We start from the raw sequence: 18733 nt of genomic DNA, 5'->3' as shown, positions 1-18733 counted from the left end.
CCCGCTCCAGCTCAGGCCGGACCAGGACAGGCCGCTCCAGGACAGCCCGGACCAGCTCAGGCCGGACCACGAGAGCCCGCTCCAGGACAGCCCGCTCCAGGACAGCCCGCTCAGCGGGGTGCCGGACCGGACGGCCTCGCGCAGCTTCGAGGCGAACTCGCCGGAGTTCCAGGTGCGGCCGGTGAAGTCGCGCTCGCCGCGCAGCTCCTTGCCGTCCTCCTCGATGATGTTCGTACCGCGCGCCTTGTCCAGCGAACCGGTACCCGTCGCGCGCTCGAAGGTCTGGACCGCCTGCGGCGTCGGGGCGGCGGAAGCGGCCGCGACGTCGATGAGGCCCGAGCCCTGGGCGATGGCGTCGGCGTTGGGCAGCTCGCGGGCGGTGCCCGTGAGCAGCGCCTTCACCTGGTCCGGGGTCAGCCCCGGCCGCTGCTCGAGGAGCAGGGCCGCGGCACCCGAGACGACGGCCGCCGCCTGCGACGTGCCGGTGCCGCGGAAGAACCGCTCACCGGTGCGCGCTGCCGGGTAGGCGGTGTCCAGCGCCGAGCCGGCCACCCGGAGGCTGACCACCGACTGGCCCGGGGCCACGACGTCGGGGTTGCGCGTCCCGTCGCCGCTGGCCGACCACGAGCCGACGATGTCGTCGGCCGTGTCCGGCGTGCCGACGCCGTCCGAACCGCCGACGGCGATCAGGTACGGGTCGTAGGCCGGGTTGTTGAGCTTCGCGGAGCCGTAGCCGGTGTTGCCGGCGGCCACGACGACCACGATGCCCTTGTGCCAGGCCTGCTCGGCGGCGTACGCCAGCGGGTCCAGCTGGTAGGCCTGGACACCGTCGGTGCCGAACGACATGTTCAGCACGCGGATGTTCATCCCGTTGGCGTTCTTGTGCTGGATCACCCAGTCGATCGCGGCAATCGCCTGGGAGACGTCTGTGCGGCCCTGGGCGTCGGCGACCTTGACGCTGACGATCCGGGCGTCCGGCGCGACACCGACGAACTCGCCGGCGGTCCCGCTGGTCACCGTGGCCGGGGCGGTGTCGTCCCGGCCGGCGATGATGCCGGCCATGTGCGTGCCGTGCCCGTAGGTGTCCAGCTTGTTGACCGGGCTGGGCTTGCAGCCCTGACCCCACTTGCAGTCCATGGCCTCGAACGACAGGTCCGGGCCGTGCACGACCTTGCCGGCGGTCCGCAGGCCGTCGACCGCGACGACGCCCGAGTCGATGACGGCGACGTCCACGCCGGCACCGGTGTACCCGGCGTCCCAGAGCGCCGAGGCGCCGGTCATCTCGTGCGTGATGCGGCGCAGCGAGCCGTTGAGGCCGGCCTGCTGGTCCACCTCGGCGCTGGTGAGCGTCACCGCGGCGTTCTCGGTGACGTCCTTGACGCCGGCGGCGGCCCGCAGCACGGCGAGCCGGTTGCCCGGCACGCTGGCCTCGAAGCCGTCGATGACCTCCAGCGGCCGGACGACGGAGCCGCCGAGGGCGGCGACCGCCCGCTCGGGACCGTTCCCGGAGCCCGGGAGCTCCTGGACGATCACCGAGACCGGGTCGGCCGGCGCGGACGCCACGGTCTGCGCCGCCGCCGGACCGGCCATGCCGGCGATGACGGCCGCCGCGGCGGCCACGGTGAGGACCCGGCCGGCGGCCCGGGGCGGACCGCCCCAGGTGACGCCGAAGCCGGGCGCGGACGCGGGGCCGTGCCCCGCGGTGGATTGCTTCATGTGCACTTCCCTGTGTCGTGTCGGAGCACATCCATGTGCGGTGACGTGGGTCCTTCGACACGAAGTGTGAGGAGCTGTATGCAACCGGTACACGGCTCCTCCTCGATCTCACTCCCAGGGATGACTGCGACCGACATCCCCTCATCGGCATGGACGGCACCGCGCTTGAGGACCGCTCCCATCACGCAGAGTTATCGGCCAATAGCTCCCGACGGCCATGCGGCGACCTGGTCGCGCATGCGCCCTCACTCTGCGCAACCGGAACTGCGGGTTGCGGCGGCGTCCGCGAGGCTGTCGCCGGAAGATCACCGACGGACGGAGGAACGGATGGACGGGACCGGGTCGCTGAAGGGGCGCGTCGCGCTGGTCACCGGCGGGGCGAGCGGCCTGGGGCGCGCGACCGCCCGGGCGCTGGCCGCGGCCGGGGCCCACGTGGCGATCGGCGACATCGACGCCGCCGGCAGCGAGCGGACCCGGTCGGCGGTGCTCGACGCCGGCGGGTCGGCGGAGGTGGTGGCGCTCGACGTCACCGACGACGCCACGCGGCGGTCGGTCGTGGCCGACCTCTTCGACCGGCACGGCGACGCGTTCGACGTCCTGGTCAACGTGGCCGGCATCGACCGGCCCGGCTACATCACCGACATCGGCCTCGCCGACTACCGCCGGGTGCAGGCGGTCAACTGCGAGGGGCCGGTCTTCCTGACCAGCGAGTTCGTGAAGCGGGTCCAGCACCTGCCGGAGGGCCGCACCGCCGACGTCGTGCACGTCGTGTCCCTGTCGGCGATCACGTCGGGCAGCGGGGCGATCGCCTACAACGGGTCGAAGGCGGGCTTCCTCAACGCGACCCGGTGCATCCAGCGCGAGCTCCGCGAGAAGGCGTCGCGACTGCCCGACGGGACCGAGCGGCCCTTCCCGTGCCGGGTGCAGGCCGTCATCCCGGCGGCCATGGACACCCCGATGATGGAGCAGTGGGGCATCCCGTCGCACCTGATGATGCCGCCGGACGCCGTCGCCGACATGGTGCGCACCCTGGTGCTCCTGCACCCGTCGGCGTTCGTGCCCGAGATGCAGATCGTCCCCCGGCTCGAGCCGAACTTCCCCCGGTGACCGACATGCGGCGACCGATCCGGTCGGGCGCGACCGGACCGGCCGCCGCGGGGCCACCCCGCTCGGCGCCGGCATGCTCGGGGCGCTGGTCGGCCTGGCCGGGTGGGGCGCCGGCGAGCTGGTGGCCCGACAGGTGCCGCGCCCGGGCCCGGTGGCGCTTGCCGGTGGCGAGGCCGCGACCGTCCCCGCCCTGCTCGGCCTCCCGCGGCCGCTCGTCGCCGCGCTGTTCCTCGCGCGGGTGGTCGGTGTGCTGCTCGCCCGCCGCGGCGCCGGCCGCGAGCGGCGGCCGGGCCGGCAGTGGGGTTGGGCGGTGACCGGCCCGGCGCTGGGGGCGGTGACCGTGGGCGGCTGGGCGGCGGCCCGCACGGCGGGCGGGTGGTGGCTGCGCGGCGAGACGCGGGTGCGCTACGGGCAGCTCGCCCTCGGCGGCGCGCTGCTCGGTGCCGGCGGCCGGATCGCCGGCGGGTGCAACCTGGGCCACGGACTGTCCGGCGTCGCCCAGCTCAACGTGTCGTCGTGGGTCGTCGTAGCCGCGATCGCCGTCGGCATCGGTTCGACGCGGGTCGTGCAGCGCCGCTGCGGCGACCGCCCGGCCGCGCGCACGCCGGTCCCCTGACGGCCCGCGAGCGTCCGAGGGTTGGGCTGCGGCCGGCCACGGTAGGCAGGGGTGCAGCCGACACGAAGGAGTGCGCTCGATGACCAGCACCGGACCCGACAGCGGGATGGCCTCCGGGTCGGACGCCGGCCGGCCGGGCGAGCACGGTGACCGCCGCCCGCTGGACGACGACGAGCGGCGCCTGCTGGCCGAGCTGGACGATGCCGGGGGTGGACCCGCCGGGCAGCAGCCCCCGGAGGAGACGCCGGCCGCCGGCCGCGCCGCGGACGACGAGGCGCCGCTGCCGACCGGCGAGGGCGGCGCCCAGGACGACGGCCTCAGCCCGCGCTTCACCCCGCCGCCGGGCTGACCCCCGCGGCGGTTCGGGCCATCACCGCCGTGCGAGGTGGGGCGGCGCCGTCCAGGTCGGCCTGCGCGCCTCCCGGCGGGAGGTGCTCCGCCGGACGACGGTCACGCGCGCACCGGCTCGTCGGCGCCGCACCAGCGCGCCAGCGCCGCGAAGGTGCCGCGGGCCGACGTCACGACGGCGTCGGCGTCCCCACCCGCGGCGACGTGCGCCCGCACGGCGCGCCGGTAGGCGGCCCACATCGCTCCCGTCCGGCTGCCGTAGGGGGAGAACGCGCGCAGCCGGACGCCGGCCAGGGCCGGCAGCCCGGCCAGGTGCCGGTCGATGACGACGCCGCCGAGGGTGGCCCCCTCCAGCACGTACATGCGGCCGAGCGCGGCGTCGGTGCCCGCCACCGTGGGCAGCAGCGGTCCGGCGTCGGCCGGCCGGGCACCCAGGGCCGCCAGGTCCGCCGCGAACAGGGCGGCCCGGCGGCGGTGCGGCCAGGCCAGCGCCGCAGCGGCCGCCGGCTCTCGGACGGCCCACGCGTCGAGCCCGGCCTCGGCGGCCCGCCAGAAGCCGTGCAGCAGCGCCAGCGCGGAGGCCAGGCGGTCGCGGTCGAGACCGGGCGCCATGAGGTCCAGGTGCCGCTCGACGCGCCCGTGGTCTGCGGCGGTGGCGACGCGCAACCGCCGCAGGACGTCACGGGCGCCGCGGTCCGCGGGCGCCGCGGTTCTCTCCGCAGTCATCGCCGTCGAGCGTAGGGAACCCCGGCCGGTGCCGTTCCGGGGCCGGGGGCCGCCGGCGGTGGCGGCGCATCACCCGGACGCGCGGGGAGGGCGACGGAGTCCTGGCGACCCGCCCGTGCGCTGCCTACCGTGCGAGGCAGACCCATCGCCCCCGGAGGTGCCGGTGCTCGTCTCGAAGGCCCTCCTGGCCGCCTCCCGGCGGCCCGGGCTGCGCCGGCTGGTGACCGGCACCCCGGCCACCCGGCGGGTGGTCGACCGGTTCGTCGCCGGGGAGGACCTGGGCGACGCGCTCGCCGCCGTCCGGGCCCTGACCGCCGACGGCCTCTCGGTCACGCTCGACCGCCTGGGCGAGGACGTGACCTCCCGCGCCGAGGCGCGGCGCAGCCGCGACGCCTACCTCGCGGCGCTGGAGGGGCTCGCGCCGCTCGGGCTCGGCGCGGCCGCCGAGGTCTCGCTGAAGCTCTCCGCCTTCGGCCAGGGGCTGCCCGACGGCGGCCACGACCTGGCGCTGGAGCTGGTCCGGCCGGTGGCCGAGGCGGCCGCCGGCATCGGCACCACGGTGACCCTGGACATGGAGGACCACCGGACCGTCGACTCGACGCTCGCCGCGCTGGCCGACCTGCGCAAGGAGCACCCGGGCACCGGTGCGGTGCTGCAGGCCATGCTGTACCGCACGGAGGAGGACGCGCGGTCGCTGGCGGTTCCCGGCAGCCGGGTGCGACTGGTGAAGGGCGCCTACGACGAGCCGGCCACCGTGGCCCACCGGCGCCGCCGGGACGTCGACGCCGCCTACGCCCGCTCCCTGCGGATCCTCATGACCGGCCCCGGGTACCCCATGGTGGGCTCGCACGACCCGGCGCTGGTCGCGCTGGCGCACGAGCTGGCGGCCCAGCACTCGCGCCCGGCTGACTCGTGGGAGGTGCAGATGCTCTACGGCATCCGGCCCGCCGAGCAGCGGCGGCTGGCCGCCGCCGGCACCCGGGTCCGCGCCTACGTGCCGTACGGCGCCGACTGGTACCCCTACTTCATGCGCCGCCTCGCCGAGCGGCCGGCCAACGTGCGCTTCTTCCTGCGCTCGCTGGCGACGAAGACCTGACGAGAAGGCGCCGGGCGTCCGCTGCCCGTCGCCGACGAGGTGAGAGAGGACCGCCATGGACGGCATCACCCGCGTCCCGCCCCCGCGCAACGAGCCGGTGCTGGGCTACGCACCGGGCTCGCCGGAGCGGGCCACGCTGCAGGCCCGGCTGGCCGAGCTGGCCACCGAGCGCATCGAGCTGCCGATCACCCTGGGCGGCCGGTCGCGGATGGGCGGCGGCGAGCGGTTCGACGTCGTCCAGCCGCACCGGCACGCGGCCGTGCTCGGCACGGCGGCGCACGCCACGCACGCCGACGCCGAGGAGGCGGTGCGCTGCGCGAAGGAGGCGGCCCCCGGGTGGCGGGCGATGCCGTTCGACGACCGCGCCGCGGTGTTCCTGCGCGCCGCCGAGCTGCTCGCCGGGCCGTGGCGGCAGACGCTCAACGCAGCGACCATGCTGGGCCAGAGCAAGACCGCCTACCAGGCCGAGATCGACAGCGCGTGCGAGCTGATCGACTTCTGGCGGTTCAACGTGCACTTCGCCCGGCAGCTCCTGGAGGAGCAGCCGATCTCCTCGCCCGGGGTCTGGAACCGCGTCGACCACCGCCCGCTGGAGGGGTTCGTCTACGCGATCACGCCGTTCAACTTCACCGCGATCGCCGGCAACCTGCCGACGGCACCGGCGCTGATGGGCACCACGGTGGTCTGGAAGCCGGCTCCCACCCAGCAGTTCGCCGCGCACTTCGTCCTGCGCCTGCTGGAGGCGGCCGGCCTGCCGCCGGGGGTGGTCAACATGGTGACCGGTGACGGGGTGGCCGTGTCGGAGGTGGCGCTGGCCGACCCCGACCTGGCCGGCATCCACTTCACCGGCTCCACCGCGGTGTTCCAGCACCTGTGGCGCACCGTCGGGCAGCACATCGACCGGTACCGGGGCTATCCGCGGATCGTCGGGGAGACCGGCGGCAAGGACTTCGTCGTCGCCCACCCGTCGGCCGACGTCGACGTGCTGCGCACCGCGCTGATCCGGGGCGCCTTCGAGTTCCAGGGGCAGAAGTGCTCGGCGGCGTCGCGGGCCTACGTGCCGCGTTCGGTGTGGGGCCGGCTGCGCGACGACCTGATCGGCGAGACCGAGTCGCTGCCGATGGGCGACGTCACCGACTTCTCGAACTTCATGGGCGCGGTGATCGACCGGAAGTCGTTCTCGAAGCTGTCCGGCGTCCTGGACCGGGTGGACGACGACCCGGCCCTGACGACCCTCGCCGGGGGCAAGGCCGACGACAGCGAGGGCTTCTTCGTCCGGCCGACGATCATCGAGGGCACCGACCCCGGGCACGAGGTGTTCACCACCGAGTACTTCGGCCCGATCCTCGCCGTGCACGTCTACGACGACGCCGACTACGACGCGGTGCTCGCCCAGATGGAGTCGGTCGCGCCGTACGCGCTGACCGGGTCGATCATCGCTGCGGACGCCGCGGCGGTGGCGCACGCCCGCGAGGTGCTGCGCTACGCCGCGGGCAACTTCTACGTCAACGACAAGCCGACGGGCGCGGTGGTCGGCCAGCAACCCTTCGGGGGGGCCCGCGCCTCGGGCACCAACGACAAGGCCGGCGCGATGCAGAACCTGCTGCGCTGGACCAGCACCCGCACGCTCAAGGAGACCTTCGTGCCGCCGACCGACCACCGCTACCCGCACATGGGATGAGGCTCCGCCCGTCCCGCCGCCCGCCCCGTCGCTCGCAGGTTCGCAGCGGCGCCACGGCCAGCGCCACGGCCAGCGCCACGGCCAGCGCCGCTGTCGGTGCGAACGCGACCTGAGGCGCAGCGTGACGGCGTGCACCTCGGAGTGTCGCCGCGCGCCGGGACGGTGGACCTTTTCGCGGGCCGGTGGTTGACGGCCGGGCCGCCGCGGTCGATGGTGCGCGGGAACCCGGCGGCCCGAGAAGGCGGGACGGCGGGAGCGGCGAGGAGGGCGGGAGCCATGGCCGTCCTGACCGGCTCGGCGCACCGGGCACCGATCGGGCGGCCGGCGTGACCACGGCGTCGCGACGCCCGGTGGGCGCGGTCGGCGCCGCTCTGGCCCTCGCCGTCCTGCCGCTGCTGGCCACCGGACCCGCGGTCGCGGCAGACGCCGTCGCCGCGCCGGCCGCTGCGGACCTGGTCAGCGGGACCGAGGCCGCGAAGGCCGCGCTGGTGCGCATCGAGGTGTCGGCCACCGCGCACATCGCGCACGTCGACGCCTCGTCGGGCGAGGCGGTCGTGGCGCGCGGCCGGTACGAGGTCCCGATCCGGAGCGGCACGGGGGTCTTCACCTCGTCGGACGGCGTCATCGCCACGGCGGGCAGCACGCTGGTGGTCACCGAGGACGAGGTGGTCGTGCACGCGGCCAACCAGCTGTTCCAGGACCAGATCGGCGCCGAGCTGGTCGGCAACGACGGCGACCTGTCCGTCCGCGCCCGGGCGGCCGACCCCTACTGGGCGCCCCACCTCCAGCACTGCTACGACCAGGTGACCCACTGCATCCTCTTCTTCGTCGAGAAGTACACGGTGCTGCCCTGGACGCGCGAGGCCACGAGCGCGCCGGCCGAACTGGTCCGCGCCCCCGACGGGCCCGGGGACGTCGGCCTGCTGCGGATCGTCGGCGGTGGCGGCGCCCCGACGGCCGAGCTGGCCGGCCCGGACACGTCGGCCGGCGAGGAAGCGCTGCTCGTGGGGTTCCCCGACCGACCGGCTCCCGACGTGCCCGTCACGGCGGTGCCGGTCGGCGTCGACCCCGGGACCGGCTCGCTGTCGCCGGCCGACGAGCTGGCCGGGCCGCTCGCCGCGGGGATCGCCGGCGGACCGGTGCTGGACCCGGGCACCGGTGCGGTGACCGGCCTGGTCGCCACCGCCGGCGGGCGGCCGACGCTCGTGCCGGTGCGGGCGCTGCACGAGGCGCTCGAGGAGGCCGGGGCACCCCCGGCCAGCTCGGCCTTCGACGTGGTCTTCCGCCGCGGCATCGACCACCTCGCCAGCGGCCAGCGGAGCGGGTCCGCGGTGACGTCCTTCCAGGAGGCGCTCGCCTACTACGACTCCGCCCTCGCGGCCCAGCACCTGGGGACCGCGGAGGCGGCCGCTGCCGGTGAGCCCGTTGCGGGGGCGGCGGCGGCCGGAGGTGGCGGGGGCCTCGGCGCGACCGCCGTCCGGATCGCACTCGGCGTGCTCGCCGCCGCCCTGCTGACCGTCGCGGCCCTCGTCGTCGTGCGGCGGAGGACGCCCGGCCGGCGTCCCGGCCACGCCGCGCCGGCCGGTTCCGGCCGCGCCGCGGCCGCCGGCTGGGGGTCCACGGCGCCGAACGGCCCCGGTCACGCCGCGCAGGCCCGCTCCGGACCGTCGCCGGTGCCCCGGGGCGCGACCCCACCGGCCGACCGGTCGGAAGCCCACGGGCGGTCGGTCACGGCCGCACCCGCACCGGCCCGCGCGACGTCGTCCGACCGGGACCGGACCCGGCTCGGGCGGGCTCCGGCCATGGTGCGCGAGTCGGTGCCCCCGGACCGGCCGGCGACCGGACCCTGCGCGAACTGCGGGGCGCCCCTGCGCGAGGGGTGGCGCTTCTGCGGCTCGTGCGGGTCGCCGGTGGGGTGAGATGCGCCCGCAGCACCCGTTCCTGGACCCGGGGGCGGCCTTCGCCCACTACGAGATCCGCTCCGTCGTCGGTCGCGGCGGCATGGGCGTGGTCTACCAGGCCCGTGACGTCCGGCTGGACCGGACGGTGGCCCTCAAGCTGCTGGCACCCGAGTTCACCGCGCACGAGAACTTCCGGGCGCGGTTCCTGCGGGAGTCGCGGCTGGCGGCCGCGGTCGACCACCCGAACATCATCCCGATCTACGAGGCCGGGGACGCCGACGGGACGCTGTTCATCGCGATGCGCTTCGTGCGCGGGGTCGACCTGCGCTCCGAGATCGACCACGGGCGGTACCTGGAGCCGCCCGTCGCGCTGGATCTGCTGCGGCAGGTCGCCGACGCGCTCGACGCCGCGCACGCCGCCGGCCTGGTGCACCGCGACGTCAAGCCGGGCAACGTCCTGCTCACCGCGCCGGCGCCCACCGGCCGCCGGCACGCCTACCTCACCGACTTCGGCCTCACCCGGCGGTCGGCGTCGATCTCCGGGTTGACGGCCACGGGCCAGTTCCTGGGCACCCTCGACTACGTCGCGCCCGAGCAGATCCGCGGGGAGGCGGTCGACGGCCGCGCCGACGTGTACTCCTTCGCCTGCATGGCCTACCGGGTGCTGGTCGGTCAGCAGCCGTTCGGCTCCGAGGACGACGTCGCCCTGATGTGGGCGCACCTGTCCCGGACCCCGCCGCGGGCGGCGAGCGTGCGACCAGAACTGGCCGGGGACGTCGACGACGCGCTCGCCGCCGGGCTGGCCAAGGCGCGGGAGGACCGGCCGCGCACGTGCGGCGAGCTCGTCGACCTCATGGAGGGCCGGGAGCCGCAGCCGGGCACAGCGGTCGCGCCGCCCGGCCCCGAGCGCGCGCCCGACGAGGAGCCCTGGGCGGGCTCCCGGTCCGATCGCCCCTCCCACCCGTCGTTCCCGTCGAGGCCCGCCGGGTCGCCGTCCGGAGCCGGCCGGCGTGCCGGACCGCCGCCGGCCGGCCGGCCGGCGCGGGCGAACCCACCGCGCGGGCCGGTGCCCGCCGGACGGCCGGGCCCCGGGCGGTCCGCGCCGCACGCGCCTCCGCACCGTCCGGCCGCGGCCGACGGCGGCCCGCGGCCGGGTCCTCCGCGCCGGGGCGGGCGCTCCCGGGCGGTGGCGGCCGCCGCCGGAGCCCTCGCGGTGCTGGCGGTCGCGGCGACCGCCGGGGTGGTGCTCCTGACCGGTGGGGAGGACTGGACGACGGTGTCCGCGGACGGCGTCCCGTACACGCTGGAGGTGCCCGAGGACTGGACGCAGCAGCTGCACGACGCCGGCGACAGCTCGGTCAGCGTGTTCTCGCCGACGGACCTCACCGCCCTGTTCGCCGACGAGCCCGCCGGGATGGCCGCCGCGGCGGAGGCCGCCGGCGCCGACCCCGGGTCGGTGGTCGGGCTCGCCATCTACCACCGGCCCCGGCTGGACGGCGACACGGCGGCCGCGCAGCTGCCGGCCGCGCAGGCCCTGCTGCCCGGTCAGGACGCCGACCTGCGCCCCGGTGACGCGTCGACGGTGGGCGACCTCCCGGCGACCGGCATGACCGGCACCCTCGGGCTCGGGGGCGACGCGTCGCTGCAGCTGCGGGTGTGGTCGGTGGAGTCCTCGCCGCGCCAGCTGCTCGTCTTCTTCGCCCCGCCGTCGGTGTACGGCGAGCACGCGGACACCTTCGACCGGGTGGCCGCGTCGGTGACCGCCACCGGCTGACGTGGCCGGTGCGTGCAGCGGACCGCTTCCTGCCGACCCGCCGCGCGCCGCCCCCGCCGGGCGGTCATGCTCGGGCGGACACGGAGGAGGCGGGGTGCGCGGAGGAGCGGCCGGCGGGGTCCGGACGTCGCTGTGGCGGGTGCCGGCCATGCAGGCGCTGGTCGGCGTCACGGTGCTCGGTTTCGCCAGCTACTGCCTGACGCTGGCCTCGCTGCCGACGTACGCGGTGCTCGGGGGCACTCCTGCGGCCGGCGCCGGGCTCGTGACCGCGGTGTTCCTGGTGGTGACGATCGCGGTGCAGGCCGCCGTGCCGGCGCTGAGCGCCCGGTTCGGCCAGGCCCCGGTGCTCGCGGCCGGGCTGCTGGCGATGGGGCTGCCCTCGCCGCTCTACGTCGTCGACGACGAGCTGGCGTGGCTGTGCGCGCTGTCGGTGGTGCGCGGCGCGGGCTTCGCCGTCCTCACCGTGCTCGGCTCGACCCTGGCCGCCCAGGTGGCGCCGGCCGACCGGCGTGGGGAGTCAATCGGGATCTACGGGCTGGCCATCGCGGTGCCCAACCTGGTCGCCGTGCCCGCCGGCGTGGCGCTGGTGCTCGACGGGCACACCGCCTGGCTGGCGTGGCTGGCGGCCTCCCCGGTGCTCGGCGTCCTGTTCGTGCCCCGGCTGGCCCGCGCCGTCGGGCGGCAGGCGGACACCGCCGTCACGGGCTCCGGCCGGGCCGCGGCGCGCGCCGCGCTGGCGCCGTCCGTCGTGCTGTTCGCGGTCACCCTGGCCGGTGGCGGCCTGGTCACCTTCCTGCCCATCGAGCGTCCGGACGGCGCCCTGGCGACCTCCGCCCTGCTGGTCTTCGGCGTGACCGGGGCCCTGACCCGGTGGCGGGCCGGGCTGCTCGCCGACCGGTTGGGCAGCGGCGTGCTGCTGCCCGGCGGGCTGGGCCTGGCCGGGCTGGGCCTGGCCGTCGTCGCCGCCGGCCTGGCGTGGAGCGGCCCGGCGGGGGTGCTGCTGGGGGCGGCGGTCTTCGGCGGTGGCTTCGGGGCCGTGCAGAACCTCACCCTCCTGGCCGCCTTCGCCCGCGCCGGGGAGGGCGGGACGACGGCGGCCAGCGCGATGTGGAACGCCTCGTTCGACGCGGGCACGGCCGTCGGGGCGCTGGCCCTCGGCCCGGTCGCCGTCGCCCTCGGGCTGCCCGCGACCTACGTGGTGGTGGGCGTGCTGCTCGCGGCGGGCCTCCCGCTGGCCGTGGCGGCGGCCCACCCGGGCCGGGCGAGGAGCTGACCCGGCGTGGCGGCCCGGGCGCCGCGCCGGGGCGATGCACGGGTTCGTGACGCGTTGACCTGCCGCGATCGCCGATGCGGTGCAGGATCCTCCCCGACGGCGGGAGGGCGCGGGTGAATCTCGAGAAAGTGGTCTTCGGCTTCTTCGTCGTGCTCGCCGCGACGTTGAACTTCGGGTTCTTCATCGGCGACATCGACAGACCCGAGCTGCACAACCCCTACGAGCTGTTCGCGGCGGTCGTGGTCAACCTCATCGCGACCGTGCTCAAGTTCGGCGACCGGACGCAGATCGGCGCGGTCCACCTGGCGACCAGCCTCGTCGCCGACCTGCAGCTCATCGGGGCGTCGCTGATGTACGGCTACGCCGTCTACGTCTCCTCGGCCGGGCTCACCGACGCCTGGATGGCGAGCGTCGTGTCGCTGTCCGGCGGAGCCCTCTTCGCCAACGTCGTCTCCGTCGTCCTGCTGGTCGTGGAGACCGTGTCCTTCCACCGCGGGTGACCGGGAGGTCCCATGGGCAATCCGCTGCTGGCCTTCTGGGCGCGGCTGTTCCTGGGGCCGGACCACCGCCGCGACCGGCGGGTGCCGCGGGCCGTGGCCGCCGACTCGGCGGCGCAGGCGTCGGCGACGATCTTCCTGGTGATGCGGCGGATGCGGGCGCCGCTGATCGTGCTCATCGTCATCTTCGCCGTCAGCGTGCTGGGGCTCACGGTGATCCCCGGCGAGGACGCCGAGGGCCGGCCGTGGCGGATGGGCTTCTTCGACGCCTTCTACATCATGAGCTACACGGCCACGACGATCGGCTTCGGCGAGATCCCGTACCCGTTCACCTACAACCAGCGGATGTGGGTCACGATCTCGATCTACCTCACGGTGGTCGGCTGGGCCTACGCGATCGGGTCGCTCCTGGCCCTGATGCAGGACCGCGCCTTCCGCCAGGCGCTGGCCCTGCAGCACTTCACCCGCAAGGTGGGGCGGATCGGCGAACCGTTCGTCCTCATCGCGGGCTACGGCCGCGCCGGGGAGATGCTCGGGCACGCCCTGGACGCGCTCGGCCGGCGCTTCGTCGTCCTCGACCGCTCCGAGGACCGCATCGACGAGCTGGAGCTGGCCAGCCACCACGCCGACGTCCCCGGGCTGGCCGCCGACGCCCGCGACCCCGGTCACCTGGCCGCGGCCGGGCTCGGTCACCCGGCGTGCGAGGCGGTCGTCGCGCTCGCCGACGACGACGAGGCGAACCTGGCGGTCGTCATGGCCACCGCGCTGCTGCGCCACGACGTGCCCGTCATCGCGCGCGTCACCACCCACGGGATGGCCGAGCGGATGCTGGCCTTCGGCGGGCCCAGCGTCGTCAACCCCTTCGACTGCTTCAGCAACCACCTCCGGCTGGCACTGCGCGCTCCGGCGTCCTACCAGCTGCTCACCTGGCTGGAGAGCGGGCCGGGGGCTCCGCTCCCGGTGCGCGGTACGCCACCCCGCGGCGGTCACTGGGTGGTGTGCGGCTACGGCCGGCTGGGCCGGGAGCTGACGGCCGACCTGCGCCGGGAGGGGTGCGAGGTGACCGTCGTCGAGCCGCGTCCGGAGGGGGTGGTCGCCGACGACCTCGTGGTCGCCGACGGCTCCGAGCCGGGCGTGCTGGCCCGTGTCGGGCTCGAGCAGGCGGCGGGCATCGTCGCCGGCACGGACAACGACACGACCAACCTCTCGCTGGTCGCCGCGGCGCGCCGGCTCAACCCGTCGCTGTTCGTCGCCGCGAGGCAGAACCGGCCGGACAGCACGCCGCTGTTCGCGGCGATGCCGATCGATGCGCTCCTCGTGCCCACGGAGGCGGTCGCGCACGAGGTCTACGCGCAGCTGTCGACGCCGCTGCTGTGGCGGTTCCTGCGGGACATGCCCGAGCGGGGGGACGCCTGGGCGGCGGACCTCGTCGAGCGCCTCACGGGTCTGTGCGGCACCGACCTCCAGGCGCTCTGGAAGGTCACCCTGACGCCGCGCGAGGCCCCGGCCGTGACCGGCTGGCTGGCCTCGGGGGAGGCCCGGCTGGGCGACGTGCTCCGCAACCCCGAGAACCGCGACGAGCACCTGCACGCCATCGTGCTGCTGGTGCGGCGCGGCGACGACGCGACGCTCGCGCCGGCGGACGACTTCGTGCTGGCCGCCGGTGACGAGGTGCTGCTCGCCGGGTGGCCGGCCGCCCGGCGCGCGCTCGCGACGACCCTCGTGGTCGACGGCGTGGCCGAGTACGTGACGACGGGTCGTCGCGTTCCCTCGGGGTGGGTCTGGCGGCGCCTGACCCGCGACCGCGCTGACCGGCGCCGACCCGTCGGGAGCCGGGTGCGCTGAGGCCTCCGCCGCCCGGTCAGGGTGCGGTGATCCGCAGCCCGTCCTGCCAGACGATCGCCGTGCTGCGCTCCTGCTTGGCCCGGTAGATGCCCATCTTCAGGTAGTTGCGTTCGGTGGTCATGTTCGCCCGCGCGTGCCGCTCGACCACGAGCTCGCCGTCCTGCCAGACCTCCGCCCAGCCCTCCTCGGCGTCGCGGGAGAACGTGGCGTGGATGACGTAGTCGACCCACTCGCCGCGGACGATGTCGCCGATGACGACGTCCTCGGCGTCGTCGCTGGTGTTGTCGGCGAGCACCAGCCGGCCCTTCCGGTCGACCTCCAGGGCCATCGGCGGCGAGCTGTCGTCGCCCGCGTGCCACTGCATGACGATGAAGAAGTTGCCCTCGACGTCGGGGAAGTCCTCGTCGAACTTCAACGAGAACTCGTACCAGCGCTCGTCGCCCTCCCGGACGATGGCCTCCTCGTAGCGCGACACCTCGGAGCGCTCGCCACCGCCCCAGGACGGGTCGTCGCCGTTGCGGACCTCGAACCGAGCGGCGTAGTCGCCCTGCCGCACCTCCTGGTCGTCGATGCGCGCGCCGTAGAAGTCGCCGTCGTAGTCCGCGCAGGGGTCGCTGTACTTCCGGTTCTGGCACCGCGTCCACTGCGTGAAGTCGCCGGTCTCGTAGTCGCCCTCGAAGACGACCTCGGAGCCGACCTGCAGTCCGCCGTCGTCCTTGTCCGGAGGAGCCGGCGCCGGCCTCCGGGCCGGCTCGGAGGTGCAGGCGGTGAGGACGGCGAGGGCCACCAGCCCGGCGGGCAGCAGGCGCGCGACCGCCCGCCGCCGGGCGAGCCCGGGAGCGGCGGTCGGAGTGCGGCGGGTGCTACCGGACGGCATCGACGACATCTCCGCCAGTGTGCCTGCGCGGCGTCGCCGGGTGGGGCGGGACGGGCGCTCGTCATCGCATCTCAACACGGGAGGGTGAACGCACGGGCCCGGCCCTCCCCCGCTCAGGGGAAGGCCGGGACCGGCGCTCGCTGCGATGCTCCTCGGGGAACGGCTGTCGTCAGGCGTCGCGGCGGGTGAAGGCGAGCCAGCCGGCGACCAGGACGGCGGCGACCTCGGCGGAGAACACCGCGAAGCCGGTCCACGGGTCGAGCAGGAGAGGGTTGAACGGCTCCACCTGCGCCACGCCGGAGCCGGCGTTGCCCGGCATCAGCTTCGTCGTCCACTCGCCCCAGGCGCCGGGCAGCAGCATCACCATGTTGCCGACGACGAAGACGAGCGCGAGCACGATGGACAGCGCGGCCGCCGTGTGCCGGACGAGCAGGCCGACGCCGGCCGCCAACAGGCCGAGGCCGGCGAGGTACAGCCCGCTGCCGACCAGCGCCCGCAGCACGCCCTCGTGGGTGACCGGCACACCGATGCCCTCGGCGTCCAGGAAGGCGTTGCCGCCGAGGTAGCCGGCGACGGCGGTGACCGTGCCGACGCCGAACAGCGTCCCGGCCAGGACGACGGCCTTGGCCGCGAGCACCGCACCGCGGCGGGGGGTGGCCGCCAGCGTCGCGCGGATCGTGCCGGTGCCGTACTCGCTGGTGACCGCGAGCGTGCCGAGGACGATGGCGCCGACCTGGGCGAACATCATCCCCCAGGTCAGGAAGGATGCCACCGACTCGTCGGCCCGGCCCGACGCGAGCCAGGCCGCGCTGGTGGCACACACCAGGGTGGTGAGGCCGGCGCCCAGCACGAACAGGGCAATCGTCGACCAGGTGGTGGAGCGCACCGACCGGAACTTGATCCACTCGGCCCGGAGGGCGTGCGCCCAGAGCTGCCGCCGGGCGCGGGGGACGTTGCGGTAGGGGTCGAGGACCACGGTGTCGGTCACGGCGTCACCCCCGCCGCCTGCCGGTGGGCCGCGTACTCGACGCTGCTGGAGGTGAGCGTCATGAACGCGTCCTCGAGGGAGGGGCTGACCAGCGTGAGCTCGTGCAGCGGGAGCCCGTTGCGGCCGACGAGGTCGCCGACCCCGGCGGTGTCGAGCCCGCACACCCGCAATTCGTCGCCGTGGCGGATGACGTCGAGGCCGGCGGCGCGCAGCACATCGGCCACGTCGGCCCGTCGGGGGCTGCGCACCCGCACGTAGGAGGCGGCGTGGTCGGCGACGAACTGCGACATCGGGCAGTCGGCGAGCACCCGGCCGCGGCCGATGACCAGCAGGTGGTCGGCGGTCAGCGCCATCTCCGACATGAGGTGGCTGGACACGAAGACGGTGCGGCCCTCCCGCGCGAGGTCGCGGGCGAGGTGGCGCACCCAGCGGATGCCCTCGGGGTCCAGGCCGTTCACCGGCTCGTCGAGGACGACGACGGGCGGGTCGCCGAGCAGTGCGGCGGCGATGCCGAGGCGTTGACCCATGCCGAGCGAGAAGCGGCCGACCCGCTGCCCGGCCACCGCGGTGAGGCCGACGAGCTCGAGCACCTCGTCGACCCGGCTGACGCGGATGCCGTTGCTCGCGGCCAGCACGCGGAGGTGGTCGCGGGCCCGCCGGCCCGGGTGCACCGCCCGGGCCTCCAGCAGCGCCCCCACCTCGCGCAGCGGGGCGGGGGAGTCGACGTAGCGGTGACCGTTGACGGTGACCGAGCCGGAGGTGGGCCGGTCGAGCCCGAGCACCATGCGCATGGTGGTCGACTTCCCGGCTCCGTTCGGGCCGAGGAAGCCGGTCACCCGGCCGGGCTCGACGGTGAAGTCGACGCGGTCGACCGCGGCCTTGCCGCTGAAGGTCTTGGTGAGGTCGTGGGCGACGATCACGGCGTCACCCCGGACGGGGCAGTCGCGGAGGTCATGCGGCGAGCCTGGCGGGCCGGGGCCACCGGCCACATCGGGGAGGACCCTGGAACGACCCCCACCCGGCCCGGAGCGAGACGGTCCGGGGCGACCCCCAGCGGTGGCTCCCGGGCCGCTCGGTCGCTCGGTCGCCCGGCCGCTCGGTCGCTCGGTCGCTCGCGCCGCTCAGCTCGCGCGGGCGGTCAGCGCGCGCAGGAAGAGCACCTCCTCGGCCGAGCGCTGCAGCCAGGTGCGCAGCCCGCCGGGGTCCTGCCGGTTGGCGTCGCGCAGCTGGCCCAGCCGGACCTGGCGGGTGCTGGCCTGCGCCCGCTGGGCGGGCGGCAGCCGCCGCCCCTCCGTGCGGGCGACGGCGGTGAGTCCCGCGCCGAGGAAGACCAGCTCCCGGACGTCGGTCAGCTGCGCCAACAGCTCCGCGGCGGCGGTCGTCTCGCCGCGCTCGAGCAGGCGGAGCAGGTCGGCGGCGCGGCGGGCGCCCTCGGCGGCGTCGGGGGGGTTCACGTCTCCACTCTCCCCGACCGCTCGCGGCCCTTCGTCCCCGACCGGTCGCTCCGCGCACCCGGGCCCCGACCGTCGGCCCGATCACCCCCGGCCGCTGGGAGCCGCCGCAGACGGGTCGAGATCCGTCGGTCGGACGCTTCCGCCGTGCCTGTCATGGGAGAACGATGCCGGCATGCAGCCGATCGAGGTGCTCCGCGAGCAGGACCTGGTCGACGCCGACCCGACCCCGGGCATGCACCGGCAGCGGGCCGTCGAGGCCGGTGGGCTGTGGTCTGGCCGGGTGACCACCGACCCCGGTGCCACCTCCGGGTGGCACCACCACGGCGACCACGAGACGTCGCTCTACATCGTGTCGGGCGCGATGCGCCTGGAGTTCGGGCCCGGTGGCGCATCGGTGGTCGAGGCCGGACCCGGGGACTTCGTCCACGTACCGCCGCACGTGGTGCACCGGGAGTCCAATCCGACGGAGGCACCCGCGGTGGCGGTCATCGCCCGGGCCGGCGAGGGTATCCCGACCGTCAACGTGCCGGGGCCGGAGGGCACGCCCTTCGGCTCGTAGCACCGCGAGCCATCGAGGATCACCGGGGGTCGGTGCACCCATGCCCCGGGCAGGGCCGATGCCCCGAGCGATGTGAGGAGCCATCGGCTCAGGTCCTCCCCAACGTGCACATGAGGACCGGGGCTCCTTCCGCCACGCATTCCGGCTCTCACCGCAAGCGCGATACGGGGGAGGCCCCCGTCTTCATGGCATTCAGATGCGCAGCGGTGGGTGGGTGGGGATGAGGATCTGGGTGCCGTCGGGGCGGTAGGTGCGCCAGCGGGCGCCGGGTGGGG

General features: G+C 75.7%; 17 protein-coding genes. 11 read left to right on the top strand and 6 right to left on the bottom strand.

Annotated elements, in window-relative coordinates:
• On the bottom strand, nucleotides 1-1716 hold a 1716-nt coding region (locus OF117_RS19470), incomplete at its 3' end, for a S8 family serine peptidase (protein WP_263554507.1).
• A 327-nt stretch (nucleotides 1717-2043) separates the two neighbouring features.
• Here OF117_RS19470 and OF117_RS19465 point away from each other — a divergent pair.
• The 3 genes from OF117_RS19465 to OF117_RS19455 all read left to right on the top strand — a co-directional run bounded on the left by OF117_RS19465 (nucleotide 2044) and on the right by OF117_RS19455 (nucleotide 3788).
• The gene (locus OF117_RS19465; protein WP_263554506.1) at nucleotides 2044-2823 is read left to right on the top strand and encodes an SDR family NAD(P)-dependent oxidoreductase; all 780 of its coding nucleotides are present in this window, start codon (nucleotides 2044-2046) and stop codon (nucleotides 2821-2823) included.
• Between the two features lie 73 nt (nucleotides 2824-2896).
• Nucleotides 2897-3439 carry a YeeE/YedE thiosulfate transporter family protein gene (locus OF117_RS19460; protein ID WP_411969469.1) on the top strand — a complete coding sequence of 181 codons (543 nt, stop codon included), beginning with the start codon at nucleotides 2897-2899 and terminating at the stop codon, nucleotides 3437-3439.
• A gap of 79 nt (nucleotides 3440-3518) precedes the next feature.
• Nucleotides 3519-3788, top strand: coding sequence for a hypothetical protein (locus OF117_RS19455; protein ID WP_263554505.1), 270 nt, complete (start codon nucleotides 3519-3521; stop codon nucleotides 3786-3788).
• Nucleotides 3789-3889: 101 nt separating this feature from the next.
• Here OF117_RS19455 and OF117_RS19450 read toward each other — a convergent pair whose 3' ends face one another.
• Entirely contained in the window at nucleotides 3890-4513 is a 624-nt protein-coding gene (locus OF117_RS19450; RefSeq protein WP_263554504.1) for a biliverdin-producing heme oxygenase, read from the bottom strand.
• Between the two features lie 163 nt (nucleotides 4514-4676).
• Here OF117_RS19450 and OF117_RS19445 point away from each other — a divergent pair, with 163 nt between their 5' ends.
• The 7 genes from OF117_RS19445 to OF117_RS19415 all read left to right on the top strand — a co-directional run bounded on the left by OF117_RS19445 (nucleotide 4677) and on the right by OF117_RS19415 (nucleotide 14580).
• A complete protein-coding gene (locus tag OF117_RS19445) occupies nucleotides 4677-5609 on the top strand; it encodes a proline dehydrogenase family protein (RefSeq protein ID WP_263554503.1) in 933 nt (310 codons plus the stop codon).
• Nucleotides 5610-5664: 55 nt separating this feature from the next.
• Entirely contained in the window at nucleotides 5665-7290 is a 1626-nt protein-coding gene (pruA, locus tag OF117_RS19440) for an L-glutamate gamma-semialdehyde dehydrogenase (protein ID WP_263554502.1), read from the top strand.
• Between the two features lie 326 nt (nucleotides 7291-7616).
• Nucleotides 7617-9209: a zinc ribbon domain-containing protein gene (locus tag OF117_RS19435; RefSeq protein ID WP_263554501.1), complete on the top strand. Its 1593-nt coding sequence runs from the start codon at nucleotides 7617-7619 to the stop codon at nucleotides 9207-9209.
• A gap of 1 nt (nucleotide 9210) precedes the next feature.
• Nucleotides 9211-10965 (top strand): serine/threonine-protein kinase, encoded by a 1755-nt coding sequence (locus tag OF117_RS19430; protein ID WP_263554500.1) that lies wholly within the window; start codon nucleotides 9211-9213, stop codon nucleotides 10963-10965.
• A gap of 94 nt (nucleotides 10966-11059) precedes the next feature.
• A complete protein-coding gene (locus tag OF117_RS19425; RefSeq protein WP_263554499.1) occupies nucleotides 11060-12238 on the top strand; it encodes an MFS transporter in 1179 nt (392 codons plus the stop codon).
• A 113-nt stretch (nucleotides 12239-12351) separates the two neighbouring features.
• A complete protein-coding gene (locus OF117_RS19420; RefSeq protein ID WP_263554498.1) occupies nucleotides 12352-12738 on the top strand; it encodes a DUF6394 family protein in 387 nt (128 codons plus the stop codon).
• A gap of 12 nt (nucleotides 12739-12750) precedes the next feature.
• Nucleotides 12751-14580 (top strand): potassium channel family protein, encoded by a 1830-nt coding sequence (locus tag OF117_RS19415; protein WP_263554497.1) that lies wholly within the window; start codon nucleotides 12751-12753, stop codon nucleotides 14578-14580.
• Between the two features lie 16 nt (nucleotides 14581-14596).
• Here OF117_RS19415 and OF117_RS19410 read toward each other — a convergent pair whose 3' ends face one another.
• From OF117_RS19410 to OF117_RS19395, 4 genes are all read right to left on the bottom strand, one after another.
• A complete protein-coding gene (locus tag OF117_RS19410; protein WP_263554496.1) occupies nucleotides 14597-15466 on the bottom strand; it encodes a polysaccharide lyase in 870 nt (289 codons plus the stop codon).
• A 160-nt stretch (nucleotides 15467-15626) separates the two neighbouring features.
• The gene (locus tag OF117_RS19405) at nucleotides 15627-16445 is read right to left on the bottom strand and encodes an ABC transporter permease (RefSeq protein ID WP_263554495.1); all 819 of its coding nucleotides are present in this window, start codon (nucleotides 16443-16445) and stop codon (nucleotides 15627-15629) included.
• Nucleotides 16442-17365, bottom strand: coding sequence for an ABC transporter ATP-binding protein (locus OF117_RS19400; protein ID WP_263554494.1), 924 nt, complete (start codon nucleotides 17363-17365; stop codon nucleotides 16442-16444). The genes OF117_RS19405 and OF117_RS19400 overlap by 4 nt, the downstream gene beginning before the upstream one ends.
• A 201-nt stretch (nucleotides 17366-17566) precedes the next feature.
• Nucleotides 17567-17899, bottom strand: a complete 333-nt coding sequence (locus tag OF117_RS19395; RefSeq protein WP_263554493.1) for a hypothetical protein — start codon at nucleotides 17897-17899, stop codon at nucleotides 17567-17569.
• Between the two features lie 172 nt (nucleotides 17900-18071).
• Here OF117_RS19395 and OF117_RS19390 point away from each other — a divergent pair, with 172 nt between their 5' ends.
• Nucleotides 18072-18458: a cupin domain-containing protein gene (locus OF117_RS19390; protein ID WP_263554492.1), complete on the top strand. Its 387-nt coding sequence runs from the start codon at nucleotides 18072-18074 to the stop codon at nucleotides 18456-18458.
• Nucleotides 18459-18733 lie beyond the last annotated feature (275 nt).

It is taken from the genome of Geodermatophilus sp. YIM 151500, from assembly GCF_025716945.1.
Lineage (GTDB): Bacteria > Actinomycetota > Actinomycetes > Mycobacteriales > Geodermatophilaceae > YIM-151500.
Note: the sequence above shows the minus strand (reverse complement) of the source record. Positions and strands in the feature narration are given on the sequence as shown.

What these genes read in the sequence shown, in the direction of transcription:
- OF117_RS19460 (WP_411969469.1), top strand. Translation starts at nt 2,897, where the DNA reads ATGCTCGGGGCGCTGGTCGGCCTGGCCGGGTGGGGCGCCGGCGAGCTG.
- OF117_RS19430 (WP_263554500.1), top strand. Translation starts at nt 9,211, where the DNA reads ATGCGCCCGCAGCACCCGTTCCTGGACCCGGGGGCGGCCTTCGCCCAC.
- OF117_RS19465 (WP_263554506.1), top strand. Translation starts at nt 2,044, where the DNA reads ATGGACGGGACCGGGTCGCTGAAGGGGCGCGTCGCGCTGGTCACCGGC.
- OF117_RS19415 (WP_263554497.1), top strand. Translation starts at nt 12,751, where the DNA reads ATGGGCAATCCGCTGCTGGCCTTCTGGGCGCGGCTGTTCCTGGGGCCG.
- pruA (WP_263554502.1), top strand. Translation starts at nt 5,665, where the DNA reads ATGGACGGCATCACCCGCGTCCCGCCCCCGCGCAACGAGCCGGTGCTG.
- OF117_RS19450 (WP_263554504.1), bottom strand. Translation starts at nt 4,513, where the DNA reads ATGACTGCGGAGAGAACCGCGGCGCCCGCGGACCGCGGCGCCCGTGAC.
- OF117_RS19390 (WP_263554492.1), top strand. Translation starts at nt 18,072, where the DNA reads ATGCAGCCGATCGAGGTGCTCCGCGAGCAGGACCTGGTCGACGCCGAC.
- OF117_RS19410 (WP_263554496.1), bottom strand. Translation starts at nt 15,466, where the DNA reads ATGTCGTCGATGCCGTCCGGTAGCACCCGCCGCACTCCGACCGCCGCT.
- OF117_RS19455 (WP_263554505.1), top strand. Translation starts at nt 3,519, where the DNA reads ATGACCAGCACCGGACCCGACAGCGGGATGGCCTCCGGGTCGGACGCC.